Origin of the sequence: Oscillibacter sp. PEA192, assembly GCF_003574015.1 — a bacterium.
Taxonomy (GTDB): domain Bacteria; phylum Bacillota; class Clostridia; order Oscillospirales; family Oscillospiraceae; genus Oscillibacter; species Oscillibacter welbionis.
Map to the genome: position 1 here is coordinate 587,101 of NZ_AP018532.1, position 14,925 is coordinate 602,025.

The following is a 14,925-nucleotide window of genomic DNA, read 5'->3' on the forward strand; positions in this document are numbered from 1 at the left end:
GCGCCTGCTTGACGTGCAGGGAGTCAGGCGAACTCCACCAGGGCGCCGCCCCAGGTGAGGCCGCCGCCGAAGCCCACCACCAGGACCCGGGAGCCGGGCCCCACCTTTCCCAGGTCATGGAGCTCACTGATGACCAGGGGGATGCTGGCGGCGGAGGTGTTGCCGTATTTCTGGATGTTCTTGTAGTACTTCTCCGGGGGGATGTGGTACTTTTTGGCTGCCAGGTCGATGATCCGGGCGTTGGCCTGGTGGAAGACGAAGAAGTCCACGTCCTCAATGGCCATGACGGCCTTTTCCAGCACCTGGTCGATGCAGTAGGGCACTGCCTTAACGGCGAACTTGAAGGTGGGCTGGCCGTGCATGAAGATGCGGGCCGGCGCCGGCTTCTCCGCGCCGGTGACGCCCAGCATGTCCGGGTCGCCGTGGCAGCCCAGAACGGCGTGGATGGAGGGATAGTCCTCCCGCCACTCCACCACCACAGCGCCGGCGCCGTCTCCGAAGAGGACGCAGGTGCCCCGGTCCTCCCAGTTGATGAACCGGGAGAGCATCTCTGCGCCGATCACCAGGCCGTACTTCCGGGGGGCCTGGGCCAGCAGGCACTCCATGGTGTGGATGGCGAACAGGAAGCCGCTGCATGCGGCATTCAGGTCAAAGCACACCGCGTCGTGGGGCAGCCCCAGCCCCCGCTGCACCATGCAGGCGGCAGAGGGGGACAGGTAGTCGGAGGAGAAAGTGGCCACCACGCAGGCGCCGATGTCCTCCGGGGAAATCCCGGCGTTTTCCAGCGCCTGCCGGGCGGCGCCCACGCACATATCCGTGTGGGTCTCCGTGGTGCAGTGGTGGCGGGTCTGGATGCCGGTGCGGGTGGTGATCCACTCGTCGCTGGTATCCACGATTTTTGCCAGGTCGTCGTTGGTGACGATTTTCGCAGGGGCGAACCGGCCGGTGCCTCTGATTTTGATTCCGCTCATGCTTCCTCCTTCTGGGGTGCTGCGCCCATGCGTCTGAATTTTTGATACCGGCCTGCGGCCAGAGCGGCTCCGCTCTCTTTGGAGAGCTCCGCCAGGCAGCGGCTCAGAGCCCGATCCACCTGCCGCATGTGGGCGGCGGGAGCCAGATGGGCGCCGCCCTCCGGCTCAGGGATGATGCCGTCGATGACGCCCAGCTCCAGCAGGTCCGGCGCCGTCAGCTTCATCAGCTCACAGGCTTCCTCATGTCTGGCGGAGTCCTTCCACAGAATGGAGGCGAAGCCCTCCGGAGAGAGGATGGCGTACACAGAGTTCTCCAGCATCAGCACCCGGTTGGCAACGCCCAACGCCAGCGCGCCGCCGCTGTTGCCCTCGCCGGTGATGAGGGCGATGACGGGGACGGTGAGGCGGCTCATCTCATAGAGATTCCGGGCGATGGCCTCGCCCTGGCCGTGGGCCTCGGCCTCCAGGCCAGGATAGGCGCCGGAGGTGTCGATAAACGTGAGGATGGGGCGGCGGAACTTCTCCGCCTGGCGCATCAGCCGCAGAGCCTTGCGGTACCCTTCCGGATTGGGCATGCCGAAGTTGCACTTGAGGTTCTCCTCCAGCGTTTTGCCCTTCCGGGTGCCGATGACGGTCACAGGGCGGCCGTGGTACAGGGCCACGCCGCCCAAGATCGCGGCATCCTCGCCGCAGAGGCGGTCGCCCTTCTGCTCAAAGAAGTCTGTGAACAGCGCCTGAATATAATCTGTGATATTGGGCCGCTGGGGGTGGCGGGCAATGGCCACCCGCTGGGCGGCGGTCAGCGGTTCGCTCATGTGCGTCCCCCTTTCTCATGGAGCCGCAGCAGCTGGGACAGGGTGTCCCGCATCTGAAGGCGCGGCACCACCGCGTCCACAAAGCCGTGCTCCTCCTGGAACTCCGCCCGCTGGAAGCCCTCCGGCAGGGTCTGGCCGATGGTCTGCTGGATGACCCGGGGACCGGCAAAGCCGATCAGAGCGCCGGGCTCCGCCAGGATGATATCGCCCAGAGAGGCGAAACTGGCAGTGACCCCACCAGTGGTGGGGTCCGTAAAGACGGAAATATACAAAAGCCCTTTCTCCGAGAAGCGGGCCAGCGCCGCACTGGTCTTGGCCATCTGCATCAGGGAGAGGATGCCCTCCTGCATCCGGGCACCGCCGCTGGCGGCGAACAGGATCAGGGGCAGGCGGTTCTTGGTGGCGTACTCAATGGCCAGGGTGATCTTCTCACCCACGGCGGCACTCATGGAGCCCATGAAGAAGCGGCTGTCCAGCACACCCACTACGCATTTGCGGCCCCCGATGGTGCCGGTGGCGGTGACCACGGCCTCCGTCAGGCCGGTCTTGCGCTGGGCGGCCTCCACCTTGGCCCGGTAGCCGGGGAAGGAGAGCGGGTCCGCCGCAGGCAGCTTTTCAAACAGCTCCCGGAAGGAGCCGGGGTCCAGAATCGTGCTGAGTCGATAGTAGGCGCCGATGGGGAAATGGTAGCCGCACTTGGGGCAGACCGACAGGTTCTGCGCCACGGATTTGCGGTCGCTGTCCTGCCCGCACTTGGGACAGGTGATGGCTTTATCGCCGGGAATGTGATTGTCCCGGATGGCCTTCATGGCCAGCAGGCGCGCCCGGCGCTTGGCGAAGACGCCGTTCATCCCACTCATGCATCCACCCCGCTTTCACTGAGCTTGCGGCTGAATTCCAGCAGCTCCGACAGGTGTTCATCCAGGAAGGCAGTGGTGCACTCTCCCAGAATGAACTCCGGATGGTACAGAATCTGATAGGAGAGCTCCGCATTGGTGGGGAAGCCCTCCAGAGTGAACTCCTCCAGGCAGCGGCGCATCCGCCGGATGGTCTCCATCCGAGTGGGGGCGTAGGCCAGGATCTTGGCTGCCATAGAGTCGTAGTAAGGAGACAGCTCGCACCCGCTGTACAGGCAGGAGTCCACCCGCACGCCGGGGCCGCCGGGGAAATGGAGGAAATCCACCCGTCCGGGGCAGGGGCGGAACCCCTGCACAGGGTCTTCGGCGTTGATGCGGCACTCGATGGCATGGCCCTGGAGCGTCACATCCTCCTGCCGCAGGCGCAGCGCCAGGCCGGAGGCAATCCGCAGCTGTTGGCGCACCAGATCCACACCGGTGACCAGCTCGGTGACGCCGTGCTCTACCTGGATGCGGGTGTTCATCTCCATGAAATAGAAATGCTCCCGGTCCGGGTCCAGCAGGAACTCCACTGTGCCGGCATTCTCATAGCCAACGGCTTTGGCCGCCTTTACGGCGGCGGCGCCCATCCGCTCCCGCAGCTCCGGCGTCAAACACCGGGCAGGGGCCTCCTCGATGAGCTTCTGGTTCCGCCGCTGGACCGAGCAGTCCCGGTCCCCCAGATGGATGACGTTGCCGTAGCGGTCCGCCAGCACCTGGAACTCGATGTGCCGGGGCCGGAGCACCAGCTTCTCCAGATACATCTCGTCATTGCCGAAGCAGGCCTGGGCCTCTGCCTTGGCCTCCGCAAAGGCCGCGGACAGATCCTCCGGCCGGTCGCACCGGCGGATGCCCCGCCCGCCGCCGCCGGCGGACGCCTTCAGCAGCACAGGATAGCCTACGGACTCTGCCGCGGTCAGCGCCTCCTCCACAGAGGCGACCGGGCCGTCGGAGCCGGGGGTCACGGGCACGCCGGCGGCGCGCATCAGGTCCCGCGCGGCAGATTTGGAGCCGGCCTTGCGGATGGCGTCGCCGGAGGGGCCGATGAAGGTCAGGCCAGCTGCGGCGCAGGCGTCTGCAAAGTCGGCGTTTTCAGAGAGGAAGCCATAGCCGGGATGGACGCCGTCGCACCCGGTGGCTTTGGCCACTGTCAGAAGAGCATCCTGATTCAAATAGCTGTCTGCCGCCCGGGCAGGGCCGATGCACACCGCCTGTCCCGCCAGCTGGACATGGAGCGCGTCCGCGTCCGCCTGGGAGTATACGGCCACCGTCTCGATCCCCAGCTCCCGGCAGGCCCGCAGGACCCGCAGGGCGATCTCTCCCCGGTTGGCGATCAATACCCGCCTCAGCATGGCCGATAACGGAACAGCGGCTCGCCGAAGGCCACCAGCTCGCCGTTGCTCTTGCACACGCTCTCAATGACGCAGTCACAGGGAGCGGGAACTTCGCTCATCATCTTCATAGCCTCGATCAGGCAGACGGTCTGGCCCTTGGACACCCGGTCGCCGGGCAGGACAAAGGGGGCCTGGTCCGGGGCGGGCGCCGCGTAGAACGTGCCCACCAGAGGCGCGTCAATAGAGGAGGAGCTGCTCTGGGGCGCAGGCACCGGAGCAGCGGCGGCAGCCGGAGCGGCCGCAGGTGCGCTGGCCGCAGGCGCAGACGCGCCGCCACGGGTCAGCTCTATGGTGAACTCCTGCGTGGACAGCTTCATCGTCTGAGCGGTGCTGCGGTCGAAGCAGGCGACAATCTCAAAAAACTCTTGGTTGGTCATAGCGCATTCCTTTCTCAGCGGAAAGTGAACCCGCCGGAGGGCGCGGGCCCGCCGGCGGGGCAGGGATTACTGCTTGTGGGCGTTCAGGTAGTTCATCACGTCGCCGACGGTCTTCATCTCCGCCAGGGCGCTATCCTCAATGGAGATGCCGGTGGCCTCTTCCAGAGCCATCACCAGTTCCACGGAAGCCAGGGAATCAGCACCCAGATCGTCAGCCAGGGAGGCGTCCATTGTGACCTGCTCCGCGTCGCAGCCCAGGGTCTCCACGATGATATCACGTACTTGCTCGAATTCCATATTGGTACTCCTTATGTCGAAAAATGATGAAATTATTTTAATTAAAATAATTTAACTAAAATAATTTCACGTTGATTTTATGCGGTTTATGCCGGTTTGTCAAGTAAAATTTTGGAGAACGCCCGCCTTCTCCGGGACGTGGCAGCCGCACCTTATTTAATTATAAGGAAGACAGCGCCTGCCGCAGCGCGTCGTCGCTGGCGGGGACGCCCCAGAACCGGAGTGTTCCATTGATCTCCAGGGCGGGAGTGCAGAGGGTCTCCGGATGCTCACTCGTCACCTGTTCGTTCAGCACCCGGCAGCCGGGGCAGTAGGCGTACAGGCAGGGCATCAGCAGGTCCATCCGGTCGATCACATCGTCGTCTGTGATTTTCTCCAGAGTGTAGTCCAGGCCGAGACCGTCGGCAACGGCCCGGATGCGGTCCATGTAGAAGTCGTTCCGGGCACAGATGGAACAGTACAGGCGCAGTTTGACAGGGGTGCTCATTTCATCGTCTCCTTATTCTCCGGGCGGGGCCCATATTCCGCAGAACAGCATACCACAAGGGGAGGCAGGGGGAAAGACGGCGTCCTATTTTTTGGAGATTTGACGAAAAAGATATTTGCTTTTGCCGATATATCCGCTATAATGTGGGAGGATTGCGCCGGAGGATCCCCAACGGAACCTGTCCCGGCGGAAGAAAGGATGGAGGACCGCATGAAGATCGTCATTGTGGGCGCGGGCAAGGTGGGCGTGGCCCTGACGCGCCATCTGGCCGTGGAGAACAGGGTCACAGTGATCGACCAAAATCCACATCTGGTTGAGAACATCATCAACATCTATGATGTGATGGGCGTATGCGGCAACGGCGCCAGCTACGATGTGCAGAAGGAGGCGGATGTGGAGCAGGCCGATCTGCTGATCGCCACTACCTCCAGCGACGAGATTAATATCCTCACGTGCCTTGTGGCGAAGAAAATGGGTGTGCAGCACACCATCGCCCGTATCCGCAGCCCGGAATACGGCCGCCAGCTGCGGTTTATGCGCAGTGAGCTGGGGCTGTCCATGGCCATCAATCCGGAGGCGGCAACGGCCCGTGAGATTGCCCGTGTGCTGCGGTTCCCCACCGCCATGAAGCTGGAGTCCTTCTCCAAGGGGCGGCTGGAGCTGGTGGAGTACCGGGTGGCGGAGCACACGGCCCTGGACGGCACCCGGCTTTCGGAACTGTACCGGAATTTCAAGGTCCGGGTGCTGATCTGCGCCGTGGCCCGGCAGGGGGAGACGATCATTCCCTCCGGCGATTTCACCTTGCGGGCGGGAGACAAGATCTATCTCACCGCCGCACCCCGGGAACTGGAGAAGTTCTTCCGGCTTCTGGGCGTATTCCGGGCCCGGGCCTCTTCGGTCATGATCGTGGGCGCCAGCAAAATGTGCTACTATCTGGCATCTGAGCTGCTGGAGATGGGCATGTCCGTAAAGATCATCGACCAAAACGAGCAGCGGTGCGTGGAGATGAGCGAGAAACTGCCCCGCGCGCTGGTGATCGTGGGAGACGGGACGGACAGCGAGCTCCTCAGCGAGGAGGGAATCAGCCAGACGGACGCCTTCGTGGCCATCACGGGCCTGGACGAGGCCAACATCCTCATGGCACTCAGCGCCGCCAAGCAGTCCGGCGACTGCTGTAAGGTGGTGGCGAAGATCAACCGCAAGTCCCTGCTGGAGCTGGTCTCCACCGAGAGCCTGATCGACAGTGTGGTGTCCACCGGTGCGGTGACCACAGAGCTGATCCTCCAGTATATCCGGGCCATGAAGAACGCCTCCGCCTCCAAGGTGAAAACGCTGCACCGCATCGTGGATGAGAAGGTGGAGGCTCTGGAGTTCAGCGTGACGCCGGACATCTCCTTCGCCGGCGTGCCCCTGCGGGATCTGAATCTGAAGCGGGGCCTGCTACTGGCAGGTATCGTGCGGCAGAACGGGCAGATCGTCATCCCCTCCGGCAATGATGTCCTGCACCTCCACGACGATGTGATCGTAGTGACCACGGACACCCAGCTGGAGGATCTTCGGGATATCCTTGCAGAGTGAGAAGGCAGGTAAGTTCTGTGAATTATCGAATGATCGGCTTTGCCATTGGCCGTATCCTGCTGGTGGAGGCGGCGCTGCTGCTGCTTCCCATGGCGGTGGCTCTGGGATATGGGGAATCCCCTGTCCCGTATCTGCTCCCTGCGGCGCTGCTGGTGCTGTGCGGAGGATTGCTGAGCTTCAAAAAGCCGCGGCAGGCGTCTCTGTTCGCACGGGACGGCCTGGCGGTAGTGGCGCTGGCGTGGATTGCCGTGTCCCTCTTCGGTGCGCTGCCCTTTTACATCTCCGGCTCCATAGAGAGCTTTGTAGATTGCTTCTTTGAGACAGTCTCCGGCTTCACCACCACGGGGGCCACCATCCTGACGGAGGTGGAGTCGCTGAACCGGGGCATTCTGTTCTGGCGCAGCTTCACCCACTGGGTGGGCGGCATGGGTGTTCTGGTGTTCGTCATGGCCATTCTGCCTATGGGCGGGGATGGCCACGGGATGCACATGCTGCGGGCGGAGATGCCTGGACCCGCGGTGGGAAAGCTGGTGAGCCGCATGAGCGACACCGCCAAAATCCTCTACGGCATCTACCTGGTGATGACTGTCATTGAGATCGTGCTACTGCTGGCGGGCGGGATGCCGCTGTTTGACGCCTGCATCCACTCCTTCGGCAGTGCGGGCACCGGCGGCTTCAGCAGCCGGAATCTCAGTGTGGGAGCTTATAACAACCCCTATTTTGAAATTGTGATCGGCATTTTCATGCTGCTCTTCGGCATCAATTTCAATCTGTATTACTTCCTGCTGGTGCGGCGGTTCCGGGACGTGTTCCGGTCCGAGGAGCTGTGGGCCTATGTCCTCATTGTGGCGACGGCAGTGGCTGCCATCACCCTGGATATCGTGCACATGTACGAGTCGGTGGGCACCAGCCTGCGGCACGCGTTTTTCCAGGTGTCCTCCATCATCACCACCACCGGTTATGCCACGGTGGATTTCAACACCTGGCCCACCTTTTCAAAGGCCATTCTGGTGGCGCTGATGTTTATCGGCGGCTGCGCCGGTTCCACCGCTGGCGGCATCAAGGTGGCCCGGGTGGTGATCCTGCAGAAGGTGTCTGTCAGCGAGATGCGGCGGATGCTCCACCCCAATGCGGTGCCCGCCATCCAGTTCGAGGGCAAGCCCCTGAACGAGCGGAGCATCCGGGGCGTCCATCTGTTTCTGGCGGTGTACCTGATGGTCTTCGTGGCGTCCTGCCTGTTGGTGTCTCTGGAGCAGTTGGACCTGGTGACCACGTTCACAGCGGTGGCTGCCTGCATCAACAACGTGGGGCCCGGTCTGGAGATTGTAGGTCCCATGGGTAACTTCTCCAGCTTCTCCCCTTGGTCCAAGCTGCTGCTGTCCTTCGACATGCTGGTGGGACGGCTGGAGATCTTCCCCATGCTGCTTCTGTTCGCCCCTTCCATCTGGAAACGGCGGCTGCCGTCCCGCAGGCTGGTGGACTGACTTGCCTGAAAATCAAATCCAACGGAACAGGACCGCCGCGGAGATCTGCGGCAGTCCTGCCGTCCTGTCAAGCGCCCGCCGCCGCGGAGGGCGCTTTTTTTCTGCGGTGGGGGGAAATTGCCGGGCAGCGCGGGACAACGGCCACCGGCAACCGCGTCTCCAAAGCTGCCCGCCCCAAACAGAGGAATATGTTTCCCCGGAGCGCCGCCCCACCGGCAAGCGGACAGGAGGGCCTGCGGGACGCTGTGAGCGGCGTCCCGCGGGATGGGCTTCGGGCATCACGGCGGCTAAAGGATCGGCTGACGGATACGAAGAGGAGGCAAGTAGACGGCGGCATCCGGACAGAGGCGGGCTCTGGAGAGACGCCCGGCCCGGATCCTGATGGGCGAGAAGAAGCTGCACCCCGGCGGAGCTGTGGAATCAAAAGAGCGGGGCCCCGGAGGACAATGGCAAAACCTCCGGGGCCCCTTGAAGGGATTGGACAGGAATCGTTTCAAAACAGAACGCTAGCGGATGGGGTTGGAGATGCGACCGATCCCGTCGATCTCGCAGGTGACCACATCTCCGCGCTTGAGGAAGCAGGGGGGATCCATTCCCATCCCCACTCCGGCGGGGGTGCCGGTGATGAGGATGGTGCCCGCCGGCAGCGTCATGCCCTGCGAGAGCTCACTGACGATGTGGCGGATATTGAAGAACACCTGGTCCGTCACGCTGTTCTGCCGCAGCTCTCCGTTGACAAAGCTTCTGATGGATAGCGCGGGCGGGCAGGGGAATTCGTCCGCAGTGACAATGACCGGCCCCATGGCAAAAAAGGTATCCAGGCTTTTTCCGAGGAAGTTCTGCTTGTGGCGGTACTGGACGTCCCGGGCGCTGACGTCGTTGGCCACGCTGTATCCGAAGATGTAGTCGCCCACATCTTCCTCCCGGACATGGAGCGCGTCCCTGCCCAGGACAACGGCCAGCTCCACTTCATAATCCAGCTTGGAGACAAAATCCAGATGGCCGTCGATCGCCTCCCCATCGCCCAGGGCCCGGAGGACATCCGCCAGGCGCAGAGCCTGCCGGCTTCCAGCGAGCTGTATCTGCGCCCAATGGACAAGCTCATCCAGACTGCCGGCAGTTCCGCGCTGCCCGTTCTGATCCAGGGGGCGGTGGGGACCCACAAGGGCGTGGTGGCCCGTCGCATCCACACCAAAAGCGCCACGGAGGGGACCACGCTGATGCGCCTGCAGTGCAGGGACCTGACGGAGAAAAACTGGGACATGCTGTTGAATAATGCCGCGTCTCCCATTCATGCCACGGGATACACGGTATATCTGGAAAACGTGGATACGCTGCCGAAGGATCTGCAGCAGCAGGTGGGGACCTATATTGAGGATACCAAGATGACCCACCGCCATCGGGTAATCAGCTCCAGCTGCTGTGACCTGTCTGCCGAGGTGGCCCGGGGACAGTTCTCCAGCCGGCTCTATCTGCAGCTCAGCGGATTCACCATCAATGTGCCGTCTCTGGCCCAGCGGAAGGAGGATATTCCCGCCTTTGTCAATATGATGATTCCCCAGTACAATACCGCGCTGGCCAAATCCACCGTGGGCATGGAGCCGGATGCCATGGAGCTGATGGTGGAATTTGAGTGGCCGCTGAATCTGGTGCAGCTGGAAAAGGTGCTGCGCCAGATGATCGCGGCGTCCTCGGGATTTTATATCACTGCCGCTGAGGTGGCCGCGGTCCTGCAGAACGAGATGCGGAAAGTGAGTGCCCTTCCGCCGGCGGTGGATCTCTCCGGGACCTTGGAGGACATCGAGCGGAGAGTGATCGAACAGGTGCTGCGGGAGGAGAACATGAATCAGTCCGCTGCGGCCAAGCGGCTTGGAATCGGCCGAAGCACCTTGTGGAGAAAGATCGCCGGCAGCGGCGGAAAATAAACAAAAAGGTCCGGGGGCACAGGGAATATCCCTGTGCCCCCGGACCAAATTTCCGGCAGCGCGGAAGCTTCACTTGCCTTGGATTCCCAGCGCGCGGCAGACGCTGCGGCGGGTGATGCGGTATACCCCATAGAGCACCGCCGAAAGCACGGCGATCACCGCAGCACAGACGGCCATGCCGGCCATCTCGCCGGGGGTGAAGCGGTTATCATTGAAGTACATAATCATGAGGTAGAAGGCGGAGATGACTGCCGTGCCCACGATGGCGGGCACAAGAAACACCTTGGACACCTGCCCCTTTACGGACCGGAACAGATAGCGGTTCGGCGCCCCCAGGTGCCGCAGGTCGTCGTACACCCGTGCGTTGGTGAGGGCGATGGTCATGCACCGGGTAAAGGCAATGACGATGACCGCCGCGAAGCAGATCAGGGCGATAAAGATGAACAGCACCAAAAACACCGCCATGGTGGTGACGAAGTCGTTCTGATCCAGCACCCGGAACTGGGGCATGTAGAGCCAGTAGTTGCGGAACTCCGAGGTGTCCCGGTCCTCCCGCTCTATCACCGGGAAGCCATGGGCGGCGATATGTGCCCGGTCGTAGTCATAGACCTCGCCGGCCTCCTCCGCCAGCGCCGCACTTACCAGGTCGTAGGCGTCCATCTGCAGCACATCGTCGCCGGAGCGGTCCACGATCTCGTTGAACAGGGCGTCGGCAAAGGGATAGCTGGCCTCCGAGTCCGCCACATTGAAGAATACCCAGGTCTCCCGCCAGAGGTCGGTGAGTCCGGCGGTGAGGATCTCGTAGTCGGCGTCATCCAGCACGTAGCAGCCCAGCAGCATGGTGAAACACAGAGGCTCCGCCGGGGTAACGGACAGACTGGCCCCGGTGACCATATTGGTGACCAGCGTCACGTCGCCGCCGGAGAGGTAGTCGCTGCCGCCTTCATCATCCAGCACATTGGCACAGGTGCCGGGGGCCAGGTCCACAGCTTGGCCGGTGAGGGCGTTCCAGGCGCTCTCGGAAAAATAGGTGGCCCCGCCTTGGATCTCCCGGTATTCCTTGGTGTAGGTGGTGCCCAGAGCTCCGGCGCTCTGCTCGATGGAGACGGTGCCGTCACAGCCCAGGGTGGCGGCGTCCACCTGGGTCCAGGAGGTGATGTCAACACCATGCTTCGACGCCAGAGATTCCACCTCACCCCGCTCCGGCCAGTTCTGATCATTCCGCCAGTGGTACTCGAAGTCCACCGGCCGGGTGGAGAAGCTGTAGGTGGAGCTGGTATTCAGCATGGGGGCGTAAAAGGAGGCGAAATAGGCACCGGCGATCAGCAGCGTCATCACCAGCATGTTCCGCACCGTCTGGCGGCCTTGGAACTTCATCATGGACGTGGCGATGATGTCCCGGTACTTATGGCGCTTCCGCCAGCCGTTCACCACCGTGTGGAGCAGGATCATGTACATGCCGACCAGCGCCGGCAGGTAAAAGACGGCCTCCACCCCAGAGGGGGGATACCACTGGAGAACTGTGACAAAGAACGACGGCATCAGATACCCCGCCAGGGCGCCGATCACCACCAGGACGATGCCCACGCTTCCATACCACCGCTTTACCTCGCGGATAGGCTCGGACTTGTGGGACTCCTGGACGATGTCGATGATGTTGGTGCGGCGGATGGACCGGCCGCCCAGGAAGAACAGCATCCCCACCACGTAGGCGGCAAAGACCATGGACAGCAGATAGGACCGGGGATCGAAGGACAGGGCCATCTCCTGGGAGTCCACCAGGAACAGGCGGAACAGCTGCCACACGCCCCAAGCCAGAGGGCCGCCTAAGGCCGCCCCGGCGGCGCAGGAGCCCAGGGAGATCACCGCCAGCTCCTTGCCCATCTCCCGCTGCAGCTGGCGGCGGGTGGCCCCCAGAGCCAGGAACACGCCGGTCTCCCGGGACTTCTGCCGGAAGAACAGCCCGGCGGCATAGGCGGTGAACACGGCGCAGCCGATGACCGCCAGAACGAACACCATCATCACCTGCTTGCGGCTGTCGCCGCCCTCCGGCAAGACGGAGAGGATGGTGGGGGAGCGCATCATGCAGACATAGGCAGTGATCAGCAGCACGGAGAAGAAGCTGCACCCTGCCAGCAAGGCGTACTGGCCCCTGTTTTTGCGGCGCAGGGCCGCGTAGGCGTCGGAAAAGTGCCGCATGGTCTCACTCCTTCCCCATGTCCCGGATGGCGTCCAACAGCTGGTCCTGAAAGGCGGTGCGGTCCGTGGCGCCCTTTTCCAGGGTCCGCCACACCACTCCGTCCCGGAGGATGACCACCCGGTCGCAGAAGGAGGCGGCAAAGGAGTCGTGGGTCACCATGAAGATGGTGGCCTCCAGGGATTCCTTGGCCTGTTCAAAGGAGCGAATCACCGCCCGGCTGGACTTGCTGTCCAGGTTGCCGGTGGGTTCGTCCGCCAGGATCAGCAGGGGATGGTTGATGAGCGCCCGGGCCACGGCGGTACGCTGCTTCTCACCGCCGGAGATCTCCGCCGGGTATTTGTCCCGGATGGCGGAGATACCGAATACATCGCACAGCTGGTCCGCCCGGGCCTCCGTCTGGCCGGTGACGGCGCCGCCGATGATGGCGGGCAGGAGAATGTTCTCCCGGACCGTCAGACCGTCCAGCAGCAGGAAGTCCTGGAACACAAAGCCCAGCTGCCGGTTGCGGACCTTTGCCAAAGCGTCCTCGCTGAGATTTGCCAGCTGCCGATCCCCCAGCATGATCTCCCCACTGTCGATGGGGATGTAGCAGGAGATGCAGTTTAAGAGCGTGGTCTTGCCAGAGCCGGAGGGGCCCATGACAGCCACGAACTCCCCCTTCTCCACCGTGAGGGACACGCCCTTGAGGACTTCATAGGTGGTCTTGCCCACTTGGTAGGATTTGTGCAGATCTTTGACTGTTAACATAAAACTCTTCCTTTCTGTCTCACAGGATATTCCCCGCCAGGGCGATGGCCGCCAGATGGGCGGGATAGAAGGCGTAGAAGAACCAGCGGTTGATCTTGATGCGGGAGTGCGTGGCGCAGAAGATCAGGGGCGCGGCGAACACGGCGAAAATGGACCAGTCGATGCAGAGGCCGCCCACCGTCAGGCACAGGGGATCCTCCGGCCAGCCGTTCATCAGGGCCGGAAGATAACTGAGGAGGTAGAGGGCCGCGCCCAGGCGGGGCCGGTTCCGGCAGAGGTAGAAAATCAGCATCAGCTGGATGCCGGTGCCGGAGTAATCGAAGTTCCACCAGCTGACGGTGAAGAGCGCCAGGGCGAACAGCCACCATTTCCGTTCCTTCAGGCCGTACATGCCCAGCAGGCTCAGGAACAGGGTGAAGAAGATGTTCCAGTTGGTGAGGTTGGCCCAGAATTCGCCGACCGGGTGGAAGGCCAGGATGTAAAAGGGCTGGCTGACGAGGGCGAAGATGCCCAGCCGGGTCAGGTACTTCCGCACGTCGTGGGTGTACAGCAGGCCCACCGTCAGGCAGTAGCAGAAGATAGGGAAGGCCAGTCGGCCGATCCAGCGGAACACGCCCACCTCCGGGAAAAAGGCGCCGCCGATGTGGTCGATCAGCATGGCGGCGATGGCGATGAGCTTCAGCAGATCCGTGTCCAGATTGGTTTTCAGCCGTGGCCCCGTCTGGGGGATGGCGGCGGGAGTGGTGAGCACGCTCCACACACGGGAGCGGGAGATGGCAGTGGCGTTTGTCATGGTGTTTCCCTCCTTGTTGACACCAGCGTACCGCGAAAAAAGAGCCGCCGCAAACGGGGGTGTCATCTGCGGCGGCCTGGATGTCAAGTTTTGCGTTGGGAGGGGAGGGGATGTCAAGTTTGGCGGATTTGCCGTCAAGTTTGGTTTGGCAGACGGCGGTTCCTGTGGTAGAATGGGCAGGTAGTTTAGGGCGAAAAGCGCCCCCTGCCGGACCCCGGCGGGCAGTTTTCGGTTTGAGGTGATGGGGATGCTGCGGATCGGCATCTGTGACGATATCTACGACGCCAGGCTGGTGCTTCGGGCCGCTCTGGAGCGGGTCCTGGAAAAGCGGCGCGTTCAAGGGCAGTTCCGGGAGTTCTCCTCTGGCGAGGGACTGCTCCGCTGGCTGGAGAGCCACGCCGGGGAGCTGGACCTGGTGTTTCTGGACATGGAGATGGGGGAGCTGGACGGCATGGAGACCGCCCGGCGGCTCCGGGCGGCGGACGCCGGACTGCAGCTGGTGTTCGTCACCGGATATGCAGAGCACGTCTTTGACGGGTACTCCGTGGGGGCCCTGGGGTATCTCTTAAAGCCCCCGAAGGCGGAACAGCTGGAGGAGGTGCTGGACCGGGCACAGGCGGCGCTGGTCCGGGATTTGGACCGGGCCTACATCTGCCGCAGCGGGGACACCCACTACCGGATCCCCATTGCCAACATTCTGTATTTTGTCTCGGACCGGCGGCAGGTGGCCTGTGTCACCGCCGGACGGGAGTACACGTTTTACGGCAAGCTGGACACGGTGGCGGCGGAGGTGGGGGCGGACTTTGTCCGCATCCACCAGCGGTATCTGGTTCGGACAGGAGCTGTGGACCGGATGGAGGGCGGCGAGGTGGTGCTGCGGGACGGCCGGCGGCTGCCGGTCAGCCGGTCCTGCCAGCCCTCGGCCCTGCTGGCCTTTACCCGGGCGGAGCTGGAGGGATGA

15 protein-coding genes are annotated in these 14,925 nt (G+C 63.0%); 4 read left to right on the forward strand and 11 right to left on the reverse strand.

Annotated features, from left to right (window positions below; genetic code table 11):
- Nucleotides 1-23: 23 nt before the first annotated feature.
- The 7 genes from DN611_RS02830 to DN611_RS02860 form a co-directional block, all read right to left on the reverse strand.
- Nucleotides 24-971 (reverse strand): beta-ketoacyl-ACP synthase III, encoded by a 948-nt coding sequence (locus DN611_RS02830; protein ID WP_021751421.1) that lies wholly within the window; start codon nt 969-971, stop codon nt 24-26.
- Nucleotides 968-1,786, reverse strand: a complete 819-nt coding sequence (locus tag DN611_RS02835) for an acetyl-CoA carboxylase carboxyltransferase subunit alpha (protein WP_021751422.1) — start codon at nt 1,784-1,786, stop codon at nt 968-970. The genes DN611_RS02830 and DN611_RS02835 overlap by 4 nt, the downstream gene beginning before the upstream one ends.
- A complete protein-coding gene (gene accD / locus DN611_RS02840) occupies nt 1,783-2,637 on the reverse strand; it encodes an acetyl-CoA carboxylase, carboxyltransferase subunit beta (RefSeq protein ID WP_036628633.1) in 855 nt (284 codons plus the stop codon). Before accD ends, DN611_RS02835 begins: the two co-directional genes overlap by 4 nt.
- A 5-nt stretch (nt 2,638-2,642) precedes the next feature.
- Nucleotides 2,643-4,034: an acetyl-CoA carboxylase biotin carboxylase subunit gene (accC, locus tag DN611_RS02845; RefSeq protein ID WP_021751424.1), complete on the reverse strand. Its 1,392-nt coding sequence runs from the start codon at nt 4,032-4,034 to the stop codon at nt 2,643-2,645.
- Nucleotides 4,028-4,453 carry an acetyl-CoA carboxylase biotin carboxyl carrier protein gene (locus DN611_RS02850; protein ID WP_021751425.1) on the reverse strand — a complete coding sequence of 142 codons (426 nt, stop codon included), beginning with the start codon at nt 4,451-4,453 and terminating at the stop codon, nt 4,028-4,030. The genes accC and DN611_RS02850 overlap by 7 nt, the downstream gene beginning before the upstream one ends.
- Nucleotides 4,454-4,519: 66 nt before the next feature.
- Nucleotides 4,520-4,750, reverse strand: coding sequence for an acyl carrier protein (acpP, locus tag DN611_RS02855; protein WP_021751426.1), 231 nt, complete (start codon nt 4,748-4,750; stop codon nt 4,520-4,522).
- Nucleotides 4,751-4,910: 160 nt separating this feature from the next.
- The gene (locus DN611_RS02860) at nt 4,911-5,237 is read right to left on the reverse strand and encodes a hypothetical protein (RefSeq protein WP_021751427.1); all 327 of its coding nucleotides are present in this window, start codon (nt 5,235-5,237) and stop codon (nt 4,911-4,913) included.
- 210 nt (nt 5,238-5,447) lie between these two features.
- Here DN611_RS02860 and trkA point away from each other — a divergent pair, with 210 nt between their 5' ends.
- Together trkA and DN611_RS02870 are read left to right on the forward strand one after the other, a co-directional pair.
- Complete coding sequence (gene trkA / locus DN611_RS02865; protein ID WP_025544909.1) at nt 5,448-6,815, forward strand: Trk system potassium transporter TrkA; 1,368 nt, start codon at nt 5,448-5,450, stop codon at nt 6,813-6,815.
- A gap of 17 nt (nt 6,816-6,832) precedes the next feature.
- Entirely contained in the window at nt 6,833-8,299 is a 1,467-nt protein-coding gene (locus DN611_RS02870; RefSeq protein WP_025544910.1) for a TrkH family potassium uptake protein, read from the forward strand.
- Nucleotides 8,300-8,805: 506 nt separating this feature from the next.
- On the opposite strand, the gene DN611_RS02875 is transcribed toward DN611_RS02870, so the two are convergent.
- Nucleotides 8,806-9,267 carry a fumarylacetoacetate hydrolase family protein gene (locus DN611_RS02875; RefSeq protein ID WP_051365634.1) on the reverse strand — a complete coding sequence of 154 codons (462 nt, stop codon included), beginning with the start codon at nt 9,265-9,267 and terminating at the stop codon, nt 8,806-8,808.
- Nucleotides 9,268-9,297: 30 nt separating this feature from the next.
- On the opposite strand from DN611_RS02875, the gene DN611_RS02880 reads away from it, so the two are divergent.
- Nucleotides 9,298-10,224 carry a helix-turn-helix domain-containing protein gene (locus DN611_RS02880; RefSeq protein ID WP_333637353.1) on the forward strand — a complete coding sequence of 309 codons (927 nt, stop codon included), beginning with the start codon at nt 9,298-9,300 and terminating at the stop codon, nt 10,222-10,224.
- 69 nt (nt 10,225-10,293) lie between these two features.
- On the opposite strand, the gene DN611_RS02885 is transcribed toward DN611_RS02880, so the two are convergent.
- The 3 genes from DN611_RS02885 to DN611_RS02895 are packed head-to-tail and all read right to left on the reverse strand — an operon-like array spanning nt 10,294 to nt 13,964.
- Nucleotides 10,294-12,423 (reverse strand): FtsX-like permease family protein, encoded by a 2,130-nt coding sequence (locus DN611_RS02885; RefSeq protein ID WP_119310595.1) that lies wholly within the window; start codon nt 12,421-12,423, stop codon nt 10,294-10,296.
- A gap of 4 nt (nt 12,424-12,427) precedes the next feature.
- Entirely contained in the window at nt 12,428-13,171 is a 744-nt protein-coding gene (locus tag DN611_RS02890; protein WP_025544914.1) for an ABC transporter ATP-binding protein, read from the reverse strand.
- A 19-nt stretch (nt 13,172-13,190) separates the two neighbouring features.
- A complete protein-coding gene (locus DN611_RS02895) occupies nt 13,191-13,964 on the reverse strand; it encodes a TraX family protein (RefSeq protein ID WP_025544916.1) in 774 nt (257 codons plus the stop codon).
- A 247-nt stretch (nt 13,965-14,211) separates the two neighbouring features.
- Here DN611_RS02895 and DN611_RS02905 point away from each other — a divergent pair, with 247 nt between their 5' ends.
- Nucleotides 14,212-14,925, forward strand: a complete 714-nt coding sequence (locus DN611_RS02905; protein ID WP_036631374.1) for a LytR/AlgR family response regulator transcription factor — start codon at nt 14,212-14,214, stop codon at nt 14,923-14,925.